This window comes from Pseudomonas sp. ICMP 460, from assembly GCF_002723595.1.
GTDB classification, from domain to species: Bacteria; Pseudomonadota; Gammaproteobacteria; order Pseudomonadales; family Pseudomonadaceae; genus Aquipseudomonas; species Aquipseudomonas kitaguniensis.
On record NZ_LKBR01000004.1, the window covers coordinates 166,023 to 181,370 of the forward strand.

The 15,348-nt window shown below is 61.5% G+C and carries 15 protein-coding genes and 1 tRNA gene; 9 read left to right on the forward strand and 7 right to left on the reverse strand.

Going from position 1 to position 15,348, the window contains the following annotated elements:
- Positions 1 to 284: 284 nt before the first annotated feature.
- Positions 285 to 500, forward strand: coding sequence for a hypothetical protein (locus AO240_RS05205; RefSeq protein WP_012722156.1), 216 nt, complete (start codon positions 285 to 287; stop codon positions 498 to 500).
- Here the strand turns inward: AO240_RS05205 and yacG are convergent.
- From yacG to AO240_RS05225, 4 genes are read right to left on the reverse strand one after another with little or no spacing between them, the layout of a single operon-like run.
- Positions 497 to 697: a DNA gyrase inhibitor YacG gene (gene yacG, locus AO240_RS05210; RefSeq protein ID WP_005784677.1), complete on the reverse strand. Its 201-nt coding sequence runs from the start codon at positions 695 to 697 to the stop codon at positions 497 to 499. The genes AO240_RS05205 and yacG overlap by 4 nt on opposite strands.
- Positions 694 to 1,317: a dephospho-CoA kinase gene (gene coaE / locus AO240_RS05215; protein WP_099235429.1), complete on the reverse strand. Its 624-nt coding sequence runs from the start codon at positions 1,315 to 1,317 to the stop codon at positions 694 to 696. Before coaE ends, yacG begins: the two co-directional genes overlap by 4 nt.
- A complete protein-coding gene (locus AO240_RS05220; protein WP_099235430.1) occupies positions 1,314 to 2,180 on the reverse strand; it encodes an A24 family peptidase in 867 nt (288 codons plus the stop codon). Before AO240_RS05220 ends, coaE begins: the two co-directional genes overlap by 4 nt.
- A complete protein-coding gene (locus tag AO240_RS05225) occupies positions 2,177 to 3,385 on the reverse strand; it encodes a type II secretion system F family protein (protein ID WP_099235431.1) in 1,209 nt (402 codons plus the stop codon). Before AO240_RS05225 ends, AO240_RS05220 begins: the two co-directional genes overlap by 4 nt.
- A gap of 199 nt (positions 3,386 to 3,584) precedes the next feature.
- Here AO240_RS05225 and AO240_RS05230 point away from each other — a divergent pair, with 199 nt between their 5' ends.
- The 3 genes from AO240_RS05230 to AO240_RS05240 all read left to right on the forward strand — a co-directional run bounded on the left by AO240_RS05230 (position 3,585) and on the right by AO240_RS05240 (position 4,592).
- The gene (locus tag AO240_RS05230; protein ID WP_099235432.1) at positions 3,585 to 3,998 is read left to right on the forward strand and encodes a pilin; all 414 of its coding nucleotides are present in this window, start codon (positions 3,585 to 3,587) and stop codon (positions 3,996 to 3,998) included.
- 64 nt (positions 3,999 to 4,062) lie between these two features.
- Positions 4,063 to 4,135: transfer RNA gene (locus AO240_RS05235), tRNA-Thr, on the forward strand.
- 151 nt (positions 4,136 to 4,286) lie between these two features.
- Positions 4,287 to 4,592, forward strand: a complete 306-nt coding sequence (locus AO240_RS05240) for a DUF6388 family protein (RefSeq protein WP_099235433.1) — start codon at positions 4,287 to 4,289, stop codon at positions 4,590 to 4,592.
- Between the two features lie 164 nt (positions 4,593 to 4,756).
- Here the strand turns inward: AO240_RS05240 and nadC are convergent, their stop codons facing one another.
- Positions 4,757 to 5,605, reverse strand: a complete 849-nt coding sequence (nadC, locus tag AO240_RS05245) for a carboxylating nicotinate-nucleotide diphosphorylase (RefSeq protein ID WP_099235434.1) — start codon at positions 5,603 to 5,605, stop codon at positions 4,757 to 4,759.
- Positions 5,606 to 5,850: 245 nt separating this feature from the next.
- On the opposite strand from nadC, the gene AO240_RS05250 reads away from it, so the two are divergent.
- The 3 genes from AO240_RS05250 (at position 5,851) to ampE (ending at position 9,462) form a co-directional block, all read left to right on the forward strand.
- Positions 5,851 to 8,004, forward strand: coding sequence for a DUF1631 domain-containing protein (locus tag AO240_RS05250; RefSeq protein WP_099235435.1), 2,154 nt, complete (start codon positions 5,851 to 5,853; stop codon positions 8,002 to 8,004).
- 61 nt (positions 8,005 to 8,065) lie between these two features.
- Positions 8,066 to 8,629, forward strand: a complete 564-nt coding sequence (ampD, locus tag AO240_RS05255; RefSeq protein ID WP_099235436.1) for a 1,6-anhydro-N-acetylmuramyl-L-alanine amidase AmpD — start codon at positions 8,066 to 8,068, stop codon at positions 8,627 to 8,629.
- On the forward strand, positions 8,626 to 9,462 hold the full coding sequence (gene ampE / locus AO240_RS05260) for a regulatory signaling modulator protein AmpE (protein ID WP_099235437.1): 837 nt from the start codon (positions 8,626 to 8,628) through the stop codon (positions 9,460 to 9,462). The genes ampD and ampE overlap by 4 nt, the downstream gene beginning before the upstream one ends.
- An 11-nt stretch (positions 9,463 to 9,473) precedes the next feature.
- Here the strand turns inward: ampE and AO240_RS05265 are convergent, their stop codons facing one another.
- Together AO240_RS05265 and cra are read right to left on the reverse strand one after the other, a co-directional pair.
- Positions 9,474 to 10,250, reverse strand: coding sequence for a TatD family hydrolase (locus tag AO240_RS05265; protein ID WP_099235438.1), 777 nt, complete (start codon positions 10,248 to 10,250; stop codon positions 9,474 to 9,476).
- Positions 10,251 to 10,252: 2 nt separating this feature from the next.
- A complete protein-coding gene (cra, locus tag AO240_RS05270) occupies positions 10,253 to 11,248 on the reverse strand; it encodes a catabolite repressor/activator (RefSeq protein ID WP_058412740.1) in 996 nt (331 codons plus the stop codon).
- A gap of 292 nt (positions 11,249 to 11,540) precedes the next feature.
- On the opposite strand from cra, the gene ptsP reads away from it, so the two are divergent.
- Together ptsP and pfkB are read left to right on the forward strand one after the other, a co-directional pair.
- Entirely contained in the window at positions 11,541 to 14,405 is a 2,865-nt protein-coding gene (ptsP, locus tag AO240_RS05275; RefSeq protein ID WP_099235439.1) for a phosphoenolpyruvate--protein phosphotransferase, read from the forward strand.
- A complete protein-coding gene (gene pfkB, locus AO240_RS05280) occupies positions 14,406 to 15,347 on the forward strand; it encodes a 1-phosphofructokinase (protein WP_099235440.1) in 942 nt (313 codons plus the stop codon).
- The last annotated feature ends 1 nt before the right edge of the window (position 15,348 follow it).

Here is a 15,348-nt window from a genome sequence, read left to right on the forward strand (position 1 = left end):
CCTTTAAAACAGCCAATCATTGACATGACTTTTGGTCAGTCTTTGCACTGAAGGTGGACGGCGTTTACGTCTTTGCTTGCAATTGGTGCGGGTTGCGCACTCTGGAAGGCGTGATTCCAGCAAAAGAACTGCTCGCGTGGTTTTATAAGAAAAATATATGCCAAGTTGTGTCAAGGCTGACAAAGAAACGTAGAAAGGCCGACGATTCGCGGCGTTGACCCAGATCAAATCCCGCGCAGCCGCGCAGGCTCATGCTCTGCAAAATTTTTCCGGGAGCACGGATCATGAGTGTTTACGAATGGGCGCGGCAGGAGTTGCGCAGAAGCCAGGACGCCGCACTGGAAATCGGCTTTGACCCAGGCTTGACCCTGCGCGCGATGCTCAGTGCAGTGGTGCAGCAGAGCAAAGGCGTGCGCAGTTTCGAGGACCTGGCCGACGAGCTGCAATACCTTGCAGAGAACCTCGACGACCAGCAAGAATACGCCTTTATGCGGCCTTAATGGCGCGGCGGCAGGTCTTCGGAGAACAGTTCGTCTTCGGCATCCGGGGCCACCGGAATCTTGTGTTCCTCGGCCGCCCAGGCGCCGAGGTCGATGAGTTTGCAACGGTCCGAGCAGAACGGCCGGTTGAGGTTGGCCGCTTTCCATTCCACGGGTGCACCGCAGGTTGGGCAGTCGACGGTCAAGGGTTGGCTCATGATCGGCCTCCACGCAAAGTAAGGTAAAAGTGGTGCAGTCGCTCGACCTCGCTGTGCAGCCAGGCAAGGTCCTGGTCATTGACCAGTACGTCATCGGCATGGTTCAGGCGTTCTTCGCGGCTGGACTGCGCCTGCAAAATCGCCTGCACCTGGTGTTCGCTGATGCCGTCGCGCAGCAGGGTACGCTGAATCTGCAGTGATTGGGGCGCGTCGATCACCAGAATGCGCTGGGTCATGCTGTGCTGGCCCGATTCGACCAGCAGCGGCGACACCAGAATCGCGTAAGGCGAGCGCGCGCGCGCCAGGTGGCTGCGAATCTCCTCGCCGATCAGCGGGTGCAGCAAGGCTTCCAGCCAGCGCCGCTCTTGGGGTACTTCAAAGATCAGTGTGCGCAGCGCGGCGCGGTCCAGCGTGCCGTCAGGCCGCAGCACGCCTGCACCAAAGTGCTCGGCGATGCGCGCCAGCGCCGGGCGGCCAGGCTCGACCACCCAGCGCGCCGCATGGTCGGCGTCGACCAGGTCAATGCCCAGGTCGATAAAGTGCTGGGCGGCAGCGCTTTTACCGCTGCCGATGCCGCCTGTAAGGCCAAGGATCCAGGGTGTTGCAACAGAAGTGGTCATCTGAAACCGACAGACTGCAAATAGAAGTCGGTTATTTGACCACCCCAGAGCAATGCAATCCAGCCGCCAATTGCCAGGCATGGACCAAACGGCATCGGCGTCGACGCCTTCGACTGGCGCAAACGCATCAGGATCAAGCCGGCAGCGACCCCGAGCAGCGACGACATCAGCAGCGTCATGGGTAGAATCTGCCAGCCGCCCCAGGCGCCGAGCAACGCCAATAACTTGAAGTCGCCATAGCCCATGCCGTCCTTGCCGGTGATCAGCTTGAACAGCCAGAACAGCGTCCACAGGCTTAAATACCCGAGCACCGCGCCCCACAGCGCTTCGTGCAACGGCACCAGCGCATCCAGGCCATTGACGATCAGCCCCAGCCACAACAGCGGTAACACCAGTACATCCGGCAATAATTGATGGTCGATGTCGATCAGGCTCATCGCCAGCAAGCCCCAGCTCAACAGCAGCACCGCGCCGGCTTGCCAGCCGAAGCCGAAATGCCAGGCCACCGTCGCCGAGATCAATGCGCAGGCCAGCTCGGTGAACGGGTAACGCGCACTGATCGGTTCATGGCACTGCGCGCAACGCCCGCGCAGAATCACGTAGCTGAGCAGTGGGATATTTTCCCACGGGCGAATCGGTTGGCTGCAATGCGGGCAGCAGGAGTGGGGGTACATCAGGTTATAAGTCGGTTGTGCAGGCTCAGCCGGCAAACCGAGCACTTCCAGGGCTTGGGCGCGCCAGTCGCGTTCGAGCATTTTCGGCAGGCGCCACACCAGCACATTGAGAAAGCTGCCGACAATCAAGCCGAGCACCAGCGCCATTGCGACAAACAACCAGGGTTGTTCACTCAGTAGCAGGCTCAAAATGCCGACCCCAATTGGAAGACCGGCAGGTACATGGCGATGACCAATGCGCCGACAATGCCGCCCAATATCACCATTATCAGTGGCTCCATCAAGCGGGTGAGGTTATCCACCAGGTTCTCCACGTCGGCTTCGTAATGATTGGCGACTTTCTCCAGCATGCTATCCAGCGTGCCCGATTCTTCACCAATCGCCGTCATCTGGATGGCCATGCCCGGGAACAGCCCGCTGGTGGCCATGCAGTGGTGTAACTGCATGCCTGTGGATACATCGTGACGCATATGTTCGATCGCCTGTTTGAACAACCCATTACCGACTGCCCCCGCCACGGAATCCAGCGCCTGCACCAACGGCACGCCCGCTGCAAACGTGGTCGAGAGGGTGCGGGCAAAGCGCGCGACAGCAGTTTTTTTCAGCAGTGTGCCTGCCAAGGGCGTATTCAACAAACCGGCGTCTACCGCGTGACGCAAAACGGGCGATTGCCGATAGGCCTGGCGCAGCGCCGCCAATGCCGTGCCCAGGCCAAGCGCGAGCATCCACCAGGCATATTGCAGGAATTCGGACAGGGCAATCACACCCAAGGTAAAACCGGGCAGTTCGCCGTCGACCCCGGCAAACAGGCTCTGAAATTGCGGCACCACGTAGACCAGCAAAATCGTGCTGACCACGCAGGCGACCACGATCACGGCGATGGGGTAGGTCATGGCCTTTTTGATGCGCGCCTTGAGCAACTGGCTTTTTTCCAGATGAATCGCCACGCGCTCCAACACGGTTTCCAGCGCGCCTGCCTGCTCGCCTGCGGCTATCAGGTTGCAATACAGCTCATCGAAATAGCGCGGTTGCTTGCGCAGTGCTGCCGCCAGGTTATTGCCCGCAGCAATCTCCTGTTTCAAGCCGCTCACCAGCGCGCGCATTAACTGTTTGTCGAAGCCTTCGCGAATAATATCGAAGGCTTGCAACAGCGCAATTCCAGCCCGCAACAAGGTCGCCAACTGGCGAGTAAACAGGGCAATATCAGCGGGATTAATGGGCGGCGCGAAGCGTGGCAGGCGCGCGCGCTGCTTGCGCACACGGCCAGGGCAAATCCCTTGCTGGCGCAGTTGCGCCTTGATCAACGCCAGGTCATGCCCCACGGTGTGCCCGCACACCCTGCGCCCTTTGCGGTTAATGCCTTCCCAGGCGTAGATCGTTGCAGCGTCAGTCATGTCACGTTCCGCACACAGGTAGTCGAAGCTTCAGCGTAGTCAGGTAGCGGCTGCGAGCAGGCAACGGATGCAGGTTAAAATGTCAGATTGTGCGTCTTGCACGCGATAGGCCGTTCGCGGATGAGTACACTGGCGCCGTTGTAAAACGCGGGGCGCAGGACGCGCCTTGTTACGGGTTTTATTCTGGAGAGTGAATGTGATGCGTCATAAAGGCTTTACCTTGATCGAGTTGTTGATCGTCGTGGCGATCATCGGCATTTTGGCCACCATCGGTTTGCCCATGTATACCAAGCACCAGGCCAAAGCCAAGTTCACGGCGGGGTTGGCCGAAATCAGCGCGCTGAAAGCAGGCTACGAAGACACCCTCAACCAGGGCAGCGTACCCACCCTGGCCTTGATCGGTGGCACCAGCCCCACCGCCAACTGCAAGATTGAGGTGACCGGCGATGTCGCCACCGGCGCGGGTGCCATCAGCTGTGAAATCCTTGATGCCCCCGCGCCCGTGCTGGGCAAGACCATCACCTTGACGCGCAGCGCCACTACGGGCTGGAAGTGTGCCACCACGGCCGATGCGCAATACGTTGCCAAAGGCTGCGGCGCCGACGCACCGTAGCGCCTGTCGGGCGGTGGGCGAGTTAGTTGCCGCATGCCGAATGCGGTGCTAGCTTTAGCCCACAGCCCGTGTAGCTCAGCCGGTAGAGCAGCGCACTCGTAACGCGAAGGTCGCAGGTTCGATTCCTGTCTCGGGCACACAGGCAAGACTGTTTCAAAGGCAACGTTTTCAGATGATCCCAGAATGGTTCTGAAGGCCAGACGAGCCGGTATTCGCACCCGCTCTTTAGTATCTGCGCAACCTTGATGACCCAGATGCATCCCCATTCCTTGATCTAAAGAGAACAACATGACCACGACTGAATTGACCCAAGAAGCACGGCACCAACAAGCTCTCGACAAATACCTCGATGAGTCGCCGCATCTTAAAGAAGAGATCAAGGACCTGAGTGCTGACGACCAGCGCGATCAGGTCCAGTGGGCCTTCGAGGATGAGGCGGAAAGCCAGGGTTATCAGCCTTGGGAACTGAGCCTCAAGTACACCTCGACACCGGAAGAATTCGAAGCCGCACGGCTGGCCTTGCACAAAGAGGCAGCCGAGGTACTGGGTGTCGAATGGGATGAGTATTGCGAGATGAATAACCTGATTGTCTAAGCGCCAAACCCGCAGCCCGCTCGCTGTGGCGCGCGGGCTTGCTCGCGTTGGGCTGCGCAGCGGCCCCACTACAGGCACCGCGCAGTTTCAGTTAAACCAGGTTGTCTGGTTCAGGGCCACTGCGTGCCCCAACGCCAGCAAGCCCGCGCGCCACAACACGCGACTCAAAGGCTAAGGCGCATCGACAAATCCACCGCCTTCACATCCTTGGTCATCGCGCCGATGGAAATATAATCCACCCCGGTTTCAGCGATAGGCAGCAGGGTGGTTTCATTGATCCCGCCACTGGCCTCCAGCTTGGCCTTGCCGGCGTTCAAGCGCACGGCCTCACGCATGTCATCCAGGCTCAGTTCATCGAGCATGATGATGTCGGCGCCCGCCGCCAGTGCTTCGCGCAATTCACTCAGGCTTTCCACTTCGATTTCCACCGGCTTGCCCGGCGCAATTTTGTGCGCGGCGGTAATCGCCTGCGCAATACCGCCACACGCAGCGATATGGTTTTCCTTGATCAAAAACGCGTCGTACAAACCAATGCGGTGGTTATGGCAGTCACCGCAGGTCACCGCGTACTTCTGCGCCAGGCGCAGGCCCGGCAGGGTTTTTCGGGTGTCCAGCAACTTGACCCTGGTACTGGCGACAAAGTCCGCCAGAAACTGCGCGCGCGTGGCGACGCCTGACAATGTTTGCAAAAAGTTCAGCGCGCAACGCTCGCCACTCAGCAGTGAACGTGCCGGGCCTTCGAGGTGAAACAGCGCCTGGTTGGGGCTGACACGCTCACCGTCCGCCACCTGCCAATGCACCGCCACGCGTGGGTCGAGCTGGCGGAATACCGCGTCGACCCAAGCCGTACCGGCGATAACAGCCGCCTCGCGCGTGATGATGGTGGCTTTGGCCAGCCGTTCGGCGGGGATCAATTGCGCGGTGATGTCGCCGCTGCCGATGTCTTCCTGAAGTGCGCGGCGCACGTTGGCTTCGATTTCGGCGGTGAGGTCGGCAAGACGCAGATTCGGCATAACAGGCTCCACAAACAAAGTGCCAGGAGTATAGAGGCAGAGTGCCTTTGAACCCATACCACCCATTCATTTGCAGCCCAATGGCAGAGTTTGCTGGCACAACTGCACTCATTTGCAAGATAATCTCGCGCCTTGCAATTGGCGTCATAGCTTTGACGTCTTGGTGGTAGCCGGTTTTTTGCAGTGCCCCATGGGTGCTGCTTCCGATCTTTCGCCGAACAACACCGCCGTTTCAGGAGGCCAGGATGCAATTTGTCGGAAAGGTGGTGCCCATCAACACAGCACAGGCCACGCCATCGCCGCTCGCGCGCCTGCCGGTGGTGTTGCTGCAAGTTCGCGACAAGGCCGCCCAACAGTTGCAGCAAGGTTTGCAGGACCTTTTCGATAACGCCGACGACACCCTGTTCGAAATGGCCGACAAGGCCCGCAGTAACGTCGACCATCACATTTTTTTTGAAGCCATGCGCGACCTGCGCCTCAAACGCAAGAGCTTCGAGCGCGTGTTCATGGAGCAACTGTTTGCCGCGTTCGCCAATCTGGGCCAGAGCGGGCAGGGTGAGCCGCACCTGGTGCCGGTGGTGTCTTACGAAGCGACGCCCGGCAATGCAAGGGATGATCTGGAAAAAGCCACTGCGTTGCAGGCCATGCTCGGTCGAGTGCGACATCGCGATGGCTTGGCGTTGGCGCAGTTGACCGCGCGCTTGAGTGCGCTGCTTGGCAAACCCCTGGACGAGCGCGATAACCCGTTGGGCCCGGCGCTGCTGTGTGAGTTTTTTTTGCGCGCGGGGCGCAGCCTGGGGGTGGAGATTCGCGTCAAGCTGATCATGCTCAAGCTGTTTGAAAAATACGTGCTCAGCGACGCCGACCCGTTGTACTTCGAAGCCAACCAACTGCTGGTCGCCACCGGGGTTTTACCTGAACTCAAGGCGGTGCCATCGAGGCGCTGCGGCGGGCGTGCGGCCCGCGAGCGGCGTGAAGGCAGCGTGCCGAGCGTCGACCCGCCGCATGATGAAAATGGCCAGGCTGCCTTCGCCGCGTTGCAGAAGTTGCTCGCCGCCGTGCGTGGCAGCGTCGCGCCCACCCTGGAAGCCAGCGCCGAACGGCAGCCGATTGCCACGCGCGACCTGCTGCGGCTGCTGTCGCATTTGCAGCAATATGTGCCGGAACCCGAAGCCGAAGACGATTTTGACCTGCGCAACCAGCTTGGGCAGTTGTTGACCCGCGTCAGTGTCAAGAGCGGCAAGTCGCGCGTGGTGGAAGACGCCGATGAGGATGTAATCAACCTGATCGCCCTGCTGTTCGAATTCATCCTCAACGACCGCACGGTGCCCGAGGCCTTCAAGGGCTTGATCGCCCGCTTGCAGATCCCGATATTGAAAGTGGTGGTGCTGGACAAGAGCTTTTTCAGCCGTGCCAACCACCCGGCGCGGCGCTTGCTCAACGACATTGCCGCCGCCGCCATGGCCTGGAGCCCGCACGCTGACTATCAGCGCGACAGCCTGTATGTGCATATCGAGCAGGTGGTGCAGTGTTTGTTGAATGAGTTCGTCGAAGACCTGACGATTTTTACCCCGTTGTTGGCGCAATTCAGCGCCTTTACGGCGGACGAGCGGCGCCGTAGCCAATTGCTTGAACAACACACCTACGAGGCTGAAGCTGGGCACGTGCGCACACGCGCCGCGCGTCAGCACGTAGCCGATGCGCTCAACCGGCGGTTGCTGGGCAAGGTGCTGCCGCAGTGTGTGCTGCAGTTTGTTCAGCAGGCCTGGAGCCAAGTCTTGTTGCTGGCCTGCCTTAATCACGGCGAAGCATCGGTGCAGTGGCAGGCGGCGGTGCGCACCCTGGACGAGTTGATCTGGAGCGTCGGCCGGCACAAAGACGCCGAGGCTGCCGGGCGCCTGTTGGAGCAAGTGCCTGGGTTGCTCACGGCATTGCGCAACGGCTTGAGCAACGCGGCGTTCGATTCCGTCAGTACCCGCGCGTTTTTTGTACGGTTGCAGGCCCTGCATATTCAGTCATTCGACGGCGAGAACCCCGACACGCTGGTCAAGGTACGCGAGCCGTTTTCACTCAGCCCCGGTTTGCCGGCGCCGCTACACAGCCTGCCGAGCGATGACCCGGACCTGCTCAAGGTCCACCGGATGCGGGTCGGCGGCTGGTTTGAATTCCAGCCAGACCCCGCGAGCCTGGTGCGCTGCAAGCTGCTGGCGATCATGGCGCCGGCCAACAGCTATATTTTTGTCAGCCGCACAGGGCTTAAAGTCCTTGAGAAAGATGCCGATCAATTGGCCCTCGCGTTCAAGCGTGGCGCACTGCGCATGCTGGACGATGGCCTGCTGTTCGACCGCGCGCTGGCGTCGGTGATGGGCAACCTGAGGCAACTCAATCGCGGCAAGTGATCGCAACCGCAGGGCTGAACGCGGCATACTGGTAACACCTCGTCTCATTAAAGGAACCCGTATGCAGTTGGACCCCACCAGCGGTTGGTGTAAGGGCATTCGTCATTGCCCTTCACCCAACTTCAACGAGCGCCCCGCCGGCGAAATCTCACTGTTGGTGGTGCATAACATCAGCTTGCCCCCGGCGCAGTTTGCCACCGGCAAGGTGCAGGCGTTTTTCCAGAACCGCCTGGATGTCACGGAACATCCCTACTTTGAAGGGATTGCCGACCTACGAGTGTCTGCGCATTTTCTGATTGAGCGCGACGGCACGGTGACGCAATTTGTGTCGTGCCTGGATCGCGCCTGGCATGCCGGCGTTTCGAGCTTTGAGGGGCGTGAAGTGTGCAATGACTTTTCCTTGGGGATCGAGCTGGAGGGCACGGACGAGCTAGCCTTTACCGATGCGCAATATGTGTCGCTGATCGACCTGACGCGCCAGTTGCTGGTGGCCTACCCGAGCATTACCCAGCAGCGTATTTGCGGGCACAGTGATATCGCCCCGGGGCGCAAGACCGACCCGGGCCCGGCTTTTGATTGGGCGCGCTTTCGCAGCGCCTTGCAGGATGGAGGACAACCACGATGAGTTTTCTGGTGTTGGTGTTGGCGGTGTGGGTTGAGAAATTTTCGGCCTTGCGTCGGCGGTTGCAGCGCGACGGCGGCTGGTTGCGTGAGCTGGCCAAGCTGGAATCGAGCCCGCGCATGGGCAAACAGCCTTGGTTGATTCTGATGCTGCTGGTGTTGTTGCCGGTGGTCTTGCTGGCGCTCTTGCTGTTGGTGCTGGAGCCGGTGGCTTATGGCTTGCTGGCGCTGCCGGTGCATTTGCTGGTGGTGATTTACAGCCTGGGCCGTGGCGATTTATTGGCCGGGCTCGGGCCGTTTCGCGATGCATGGCGGCGCGGCGACCTGCAAGCCGCCGAGCACGTGGCCGAGCGCGACCTGCAAATTGCCGCCGAGAATGGCGAGCAACTGCTGGAGCGCGTTCAAGCGCATGTGTTGTGGCAGGCTTACCAAAGCTTTTTCGCGGTGATTTTCTGGTACTTCCTGCTCGGCCCGGTCGCCGCGCTGGCCTATCGCCTGCTGGCGCTTGCAAGTGAGCACAGCCAGAACCCGCTGGTCGCCGAGCGTGCCGGGCAATTGCGCCATGCGTTTGACTGGGTGCCGGTACGCCTGCTGGCGGCGAGTTTTGCCCTGGTGGGTAACTTTGTCGCAGTCGGCCGGGTGATGCTGCATGAACTGCTGAGCTGGGACATCAGCGCCGCACAACTGGTGGAAAAAGTCGGCTTGGTGGCGGCTGAAATTCCGCCGCCGGTGGTGGGTGCCGACGGCATCAACAGCCTTGATCGGCTGTGGGAACTGCTGCTGCGTGCGGCAGTGCTGTGGTATGCAGGCTTTGCGATCTGGACCGTACTGCCCTGATGCCTTTCACTCTACCAATTGAACAGCGCGCGCGCCGTGCGTGTACTCGTCTCGGCCAGCAATAAAGGGCTGATGCCCATGCGCCCGGCCAAGGCGGTGCAGATGTCCGGCAGGTGTTGCGGGCTGTTGCGCTGGCCGGGGTACATGGCGGGCGCCATGTCCGGTGAGTCGGTTTCCAGCACCACGGCGTCCAGTGGCAGTTGCGGCAGCACTGTGTGCATGCGCAACGCCTGAGGCCAGGTCGCCGCACCGCCCAAGCCCAGTTTGAAGCCGAGCTTGATGTACTCGCGGGCTTCCTCAACGCTGCCGGCGAACGCATGGACAATACCGCCGCGTGGCACGCGGATGCGCTTGAGCGTGGCGATTACCACCGCGTGGCTGCGGCGCACGTGCAGCAGAGCCGGGAGCTGAAAGTCCACCGCCAGTTTCAGTTGGGCTTCAAACAGGCTTTGCTGGTGCTCGCGATCAAGGTGTTCAACAAGGTAATCCAGGCCAATCTCGCCCACTGCGCAAAGCTGGCGGTGACCGCTCAGGCGGGTCATCCACTCGCCCAATTGCGTCAGGTCGGCGGGGCGATGCTCATCAAGGAACACCGGGTGCAAGCCAAAGGCTGCGAATAAACCTTCATCCGCCTGCACCACGTCCCACAGCCGCTGCCAGTGTTGCTGCGACACGCCCAACACCACCATGCGCTGCACCCCGAGTTGGCGGCTGCGGGCGAGGACTTCACCGCGATCACTGTCAAAGTCCGCGAAGTCCAGGTGGGTGTGGGTGTCGATCAGCTCCACGCTCAGGCCTCGTGAATTCGCTGCTTGAAGGTTCGGCCGATGGCTTGCACGCCCGGCGTGTACTGTTCTTCCTCAATGGCAGCCAGGGCCAGGCGCAGGGCGGTGTCGGCAATCAGCTGATGTTGCTGAGCCATGGCGTTGACCGGCAGCGGCAGAAAGTCGAGTAGTTGAGTGTCACCGAATGTGCCCAGGCGCAGTGGCTGCGACTTGAGCGGAAAGTCGTGCAACGCATCGAACACGCCTTGCAGCAGCACGTAGGAAGTGGTCACCAGCGCGTCAGGCAAATGCCCCAGTTGCTCCAGCAGTTTTTCCATCAACTGTCGGCCGCAGTCGCGACTGAACGCCTCGCCTTGTTCGACGATGATTTCGCCGCTGAAGTCGTGCAGCGCTTCGCGAAAACCTGCGGCACGTTCCTGGCTGATGCTCAGCTCGGGCCGCGCACCGATCAGCGCGATCTGCTTGGGCAGTGGCTGCAACAGGCTGCTGGTCAGTTGCTGGCAAGCCTGGCGGTCGTCGCTGACCACTGAACAAAACTGCTCAGGCTCCATGACCCGGTCGATGGCAATCACCGGCAGGCCTTTGGCTTGCAGTTCGCGATAGCTGTCATCGCCGGCCGGCAAGCAACTGGCAACAAACAGCGCGTCGCAGCGCCGGGCGCGAAACAGTTGCAGCAGTTGGCGCTCGCTGTCCGCCTCGTCGTCGGAGCTGGCGATCAATAACTGGTAACCTCGCGCCCGCGCACCTTGCTCCAGGAGCTTGGCGATGCGCGCGTAACTGGGGTTTTCGAGGTCCGGCAGGATGAAACCCAAGGTGCGCGTGTGCCGACTGCGCAGCCCCGCCGCTTGAGGGTTTGGGGTAAAACCATGCGCTTGAACCACCGCGCGCACCCGCTCGACGGTTGCGCTGCTGATGCGTTGCTGTTCGGCTTTGCCATTGATGACATAGCTGGCGGTGGTCACGGACACACCGGCGAGACGTGCAATATCACTGAGTTTCAAACCGGGATTTCCTTGTTTTTTAGAGCCAGCCCCGACATTTTGTCCAATCGTAACCGATTACGGCACACGACCAATGGGCAGGCTCAAGCGCCGAGTGGTCCTTCAAGCTTGCATAATTAACGCGTAACCTGCCATAAATTCTAGATTAAACGTTTCAGCCAGCGTATTTTTACGACGTTCGCGACTGACTGGCTACTGCCAACTGACCACTCAGTCATTTACTTTGAACGCCTTGTGCGGATTTATTCAAAACAATACCTAGTGCGCCCATCGCACTAACTAGGAGAACGGCATGCTTGAGCTCACTGTAGAGCAGATATCCATGGGCCAGGTGGCTGTGGACAAATCTGCTGCCTTGCACCTGCTCGCTGACACATTGGTGGCCGATGGCCTGGTCGCCGAGGGCTACCTCAGCGGCTTGCAAGCCCGTGAAGCCCAAGGCTCGACTTTTCTAGGCCAGGGTATCGCCATTCCGCATGGCACCCCGGAAACCCGCGACCAGGTGTTTTCGACCGGCGTGCGCCTGCTGCAATTTCCCGAAGGCGTGGATTGGGGTGATGGCCAGATCGTCTACCTGGCCATCGGCATTGCCGCCAAGTCCGATGAACACCTGCGCCTGCTGCAACTGCTGACCCGCGCGTTGGGTGAAACCGACCTCGGCCAGGCGCTGCGCCGTGCCGGTTCCGCCGACGCCTTGCTGAAACTGCTGCAAGGCGCGCCGCAGGAACTGGCGCTGGATGCGCAGATGATCAGCCTCGGCGTGTCCGCCGATGACTTTGAAGAGCTGGTATGGCGCGGCGCACGCTTGCTGCGCCAGGCCGACTGTGTGAGCAACGGCTTTGCCGCCGTGTTGCAACAGGTTGACGCACTGCCGCTGGGCGACGGCCTGTGGTGGCTGCACAGCGAGCAGACGGTAAAGCGCCCTGGCCTTGCATTCGTCACCCCGGACAAACCCATGCGTTACCTCGGCCAGCCGCTCAATGGCCTGTTTTGCCTGGCCAGCCTCGGTGAAGCGCACCAGGCCCTGTTGGAGCGTTTGTGTGCCTTGTTGATTGAAGGTCGCGGCCAGGAATTGGGGCGTGCCACCAGCAGCCGCGCGGTGCTTGAAGTGCTCGGCGGCGAACTGCCGCCTGACTGGCCGAGCGCGCGCATTACCCTGGCCAACGCGCATGGCCTGCACGCGCGGCCGGCGAAAATCCTCGCGCAATTGGCGAAAAGTTTTGACGGCGATATTCGCCTGCGCATCATCGATGGCCCGGTGGGCGCGGTGTCGGTGAAAAGCCTGAGCAAGTTGCTCAGCCTCGGCGCTCGTCGCGGCCAGGTGCTGGAATTTGTCGCCGAGCCGACGATTGCCGGCGATGCCTTGCCCGCCTTGCTGGCGGCGGTAGAAGAAGGCCTGGGCGAAGACGTTGAGCCGCTGCCGACCGTGAGTGCGCAACCTGCAACCGTGGATGTCGAACCGCAACCGGTGATCAGCGCGCCGCAGGCCGGCAGCCAACTTCAGGCTATCGCCGCAGCGCCCGGTATCGCTATCGGCCCGGCGCATATCCAGACCCAACAGGTGTTCGATTACCCCTTGCGCGGCGAGTCCTCCGCCATCGAGCGCCAGCGCTTGCAGGATGCGCTGAGCGACGTGCGCCGCGATATTCAGGGCCTCATCGAGCGCAGCCAAGCCAAAGCCATCCGCGAAATTTTCATTACTCACCAGGAAATGCTCGACGACCCGGAGCTGACGGACGAAGTCGACACCCGCCTCAAGCAAGGCGAAAGCGCTGAAGCGGCATGGATGAGCGTGATCGAAGCCGCCGCCAAACAGCAAGAGTCGTTGCAGGACGCCTTGCTCGCCGAGCGCGCCGCAGATTTGCGTGACGTTGGCCGCCGCGTGCTGGCACAACTGTGTGGCCTGGAAACCGCGCAAGAGCCGAGCGAACCTTACATTCTGGTGATGGACGAAGTCGGCCCTTCGGACGTTGCACGCCTGGACCCAGCCCGCGTCGCCGGCATCCTCACCGCGCGTGGCGGCGCCACTGCGCACAGTGCCATTGTCGCGCGTGCCTTGGGCATTCCCGCTCTGGTCGGCGCAGGCGCGGCGGTGCTGCTGCTGGCTTCCGGCACGCCGTTGTTGCTCGACGGCCAGCGCGGCCGCCTGCATGTGGCCCCTGATGCGGCCACGCTGCAACGCGCGACGGTGGAGCGCGACACCCGTGAGCAACGCCTGCAAGCCGCCTCTGCGCAGCGCCATCAACCGGCGTTGACGCGTGACGGCCACGCCGTGGAAGTGTTCGCCAACATTGGCGAGAGCGCCGGTGTTGCCGCAGCGGTAGAGCAGGGCGCCGAAGGCATTGGTTTGCTGCGCACCGAATTGATTTTCATGGCGCACCCGCAAGCGCCGGATGAAGCCACTCAGGAAGCCGAATACCGCCGCGTACTCGACGGCCTTGAGGGTCGCCCGCTGGTAGTGCGCACCCTCGACGTGGGCGGCGACAAACCGCTGCCTTATTGGCCGATTGCCGAAGAAGAAAACCCGTTCCTCGGCGTGCGCGGTATTCGCCTGACCTTGCAACGCCCGCAGATCATGGAAGCGCAACTGCGCGCGCTGCTGCGCTCGGCGGATAACCGCCCGCTGCGCATCATGTTCCCCATGGTTGGCAGCGTCGATGAATGGCGTGCGGCGCGTGATATGACCGAGCGCCTGCGCCTGGAAATTCCGGTGGCCGACTTGCAACTCGGGATCATGATCGAAGTGCCTTCCGCTGCGTTGCTCGCGCCGGTCTTGGCCAGGGAAGTCGACTTTTTCAGCGTCGGCACCAACGATTTGACCCAGTACACGCTGGCCATCGACCGTGGCCACCCAACCCTGTCGGCGCAGGCCGATGGCTTGCACCCGGCGGTGCTGCAACTGATCGACATCACCGTGCGCGCAGCGCATGCCCATGGCAAATGGGTGGGCGTGTGCGGCGAGTTGGCGGCGGACCCGCTGGCCGTGCCGGTGCTGATCGGGCTGGGTGTGGATGAATTAAGTGTGTCGGCCCGCAGCATTCCTGAAGTGAAGGCGCGGGTGCGTGAATTCAGTCTGAGCGAGGCCCAGGGCCTGGCGCAAAAAGCGCTGTTGGTGGGTTCGCCCGCTGAAGTGCGTGCCCTTGTGGAGGCCGTGTAAATGGCGAAGATTTTATGCCTGACGCTGAACCCGGCGTTGGACCTTACGGTACGCCTGGCGCGCCTGGAGCCGGGTGCAGTCAACCGTAGCGAAACCGTGCTCACGCATGCCGCCGGCAAGGGTGTGAACGTTGCGCAGGTGTTGGCCGACTTGGGCCATAACGTGAGCGTGGGTGGATTTCTTGGCGCGGCCAACCCCGAGGCGTTTGATGCATTGATCGCCAGCCGTGGGTTTGGCGATGCGTTTATCCGCGTGCCGGGTGAAACCCGCAGCAATATCAAGATTGCCGAACAGGATGGCCGGGTTACCGACATCAATGCGCCGGGGCCTGAGGTCAGTGAGCAGGCGCAAGAGGCGTTGCTCAAATTGCTCAAGGTGGTCGGCCCGGAGTTCGACGCGGTGGTTGTCGCCGGCAGCTTGCCGCGCGGCGTCAGCCCGCAGTGGTTTCAGGGCTTGCTTGCGCAACTTAAAGCACTGGGTTTGAAAGTCGCCCTGGACACCAGCGGTGAAGCGCTGCGCGCCGGTTTGAAGGCGGGCCCGTGGTTGATCAAACCCAACACCGAAGAACTCACCGACGCGCTGGATTGCCCCACCGATTCGATCGCGCAACAGGCCGAGGCCGCCGAGCGCTTGCACGCCCAAGGCGTGGAGCATGTGGTGGTGTCGCACGGTGCCGACGGCGTCAACTGGTTCAGCCCGGGCACCGCGCTGCATGCCACGCCGCCCAAGGTCAGCGTGGCCAGCACGGTGGGCGCGGGCGACTCGTTGCTGGCCGGGATGCTGCACGGCTTGCTGAGTGTTGATCTGCCGGAAACCACCCTGCGCCGCGCCACGGCGATTGCCGCGATGGCAGTGACGCAGATCGGTTTTGGCATCAGCGATGACGCGCAATTGGCGCGTCTCGAAAGCGGCGTCCATGTGCGCGCGCTGACAGAACAATAAG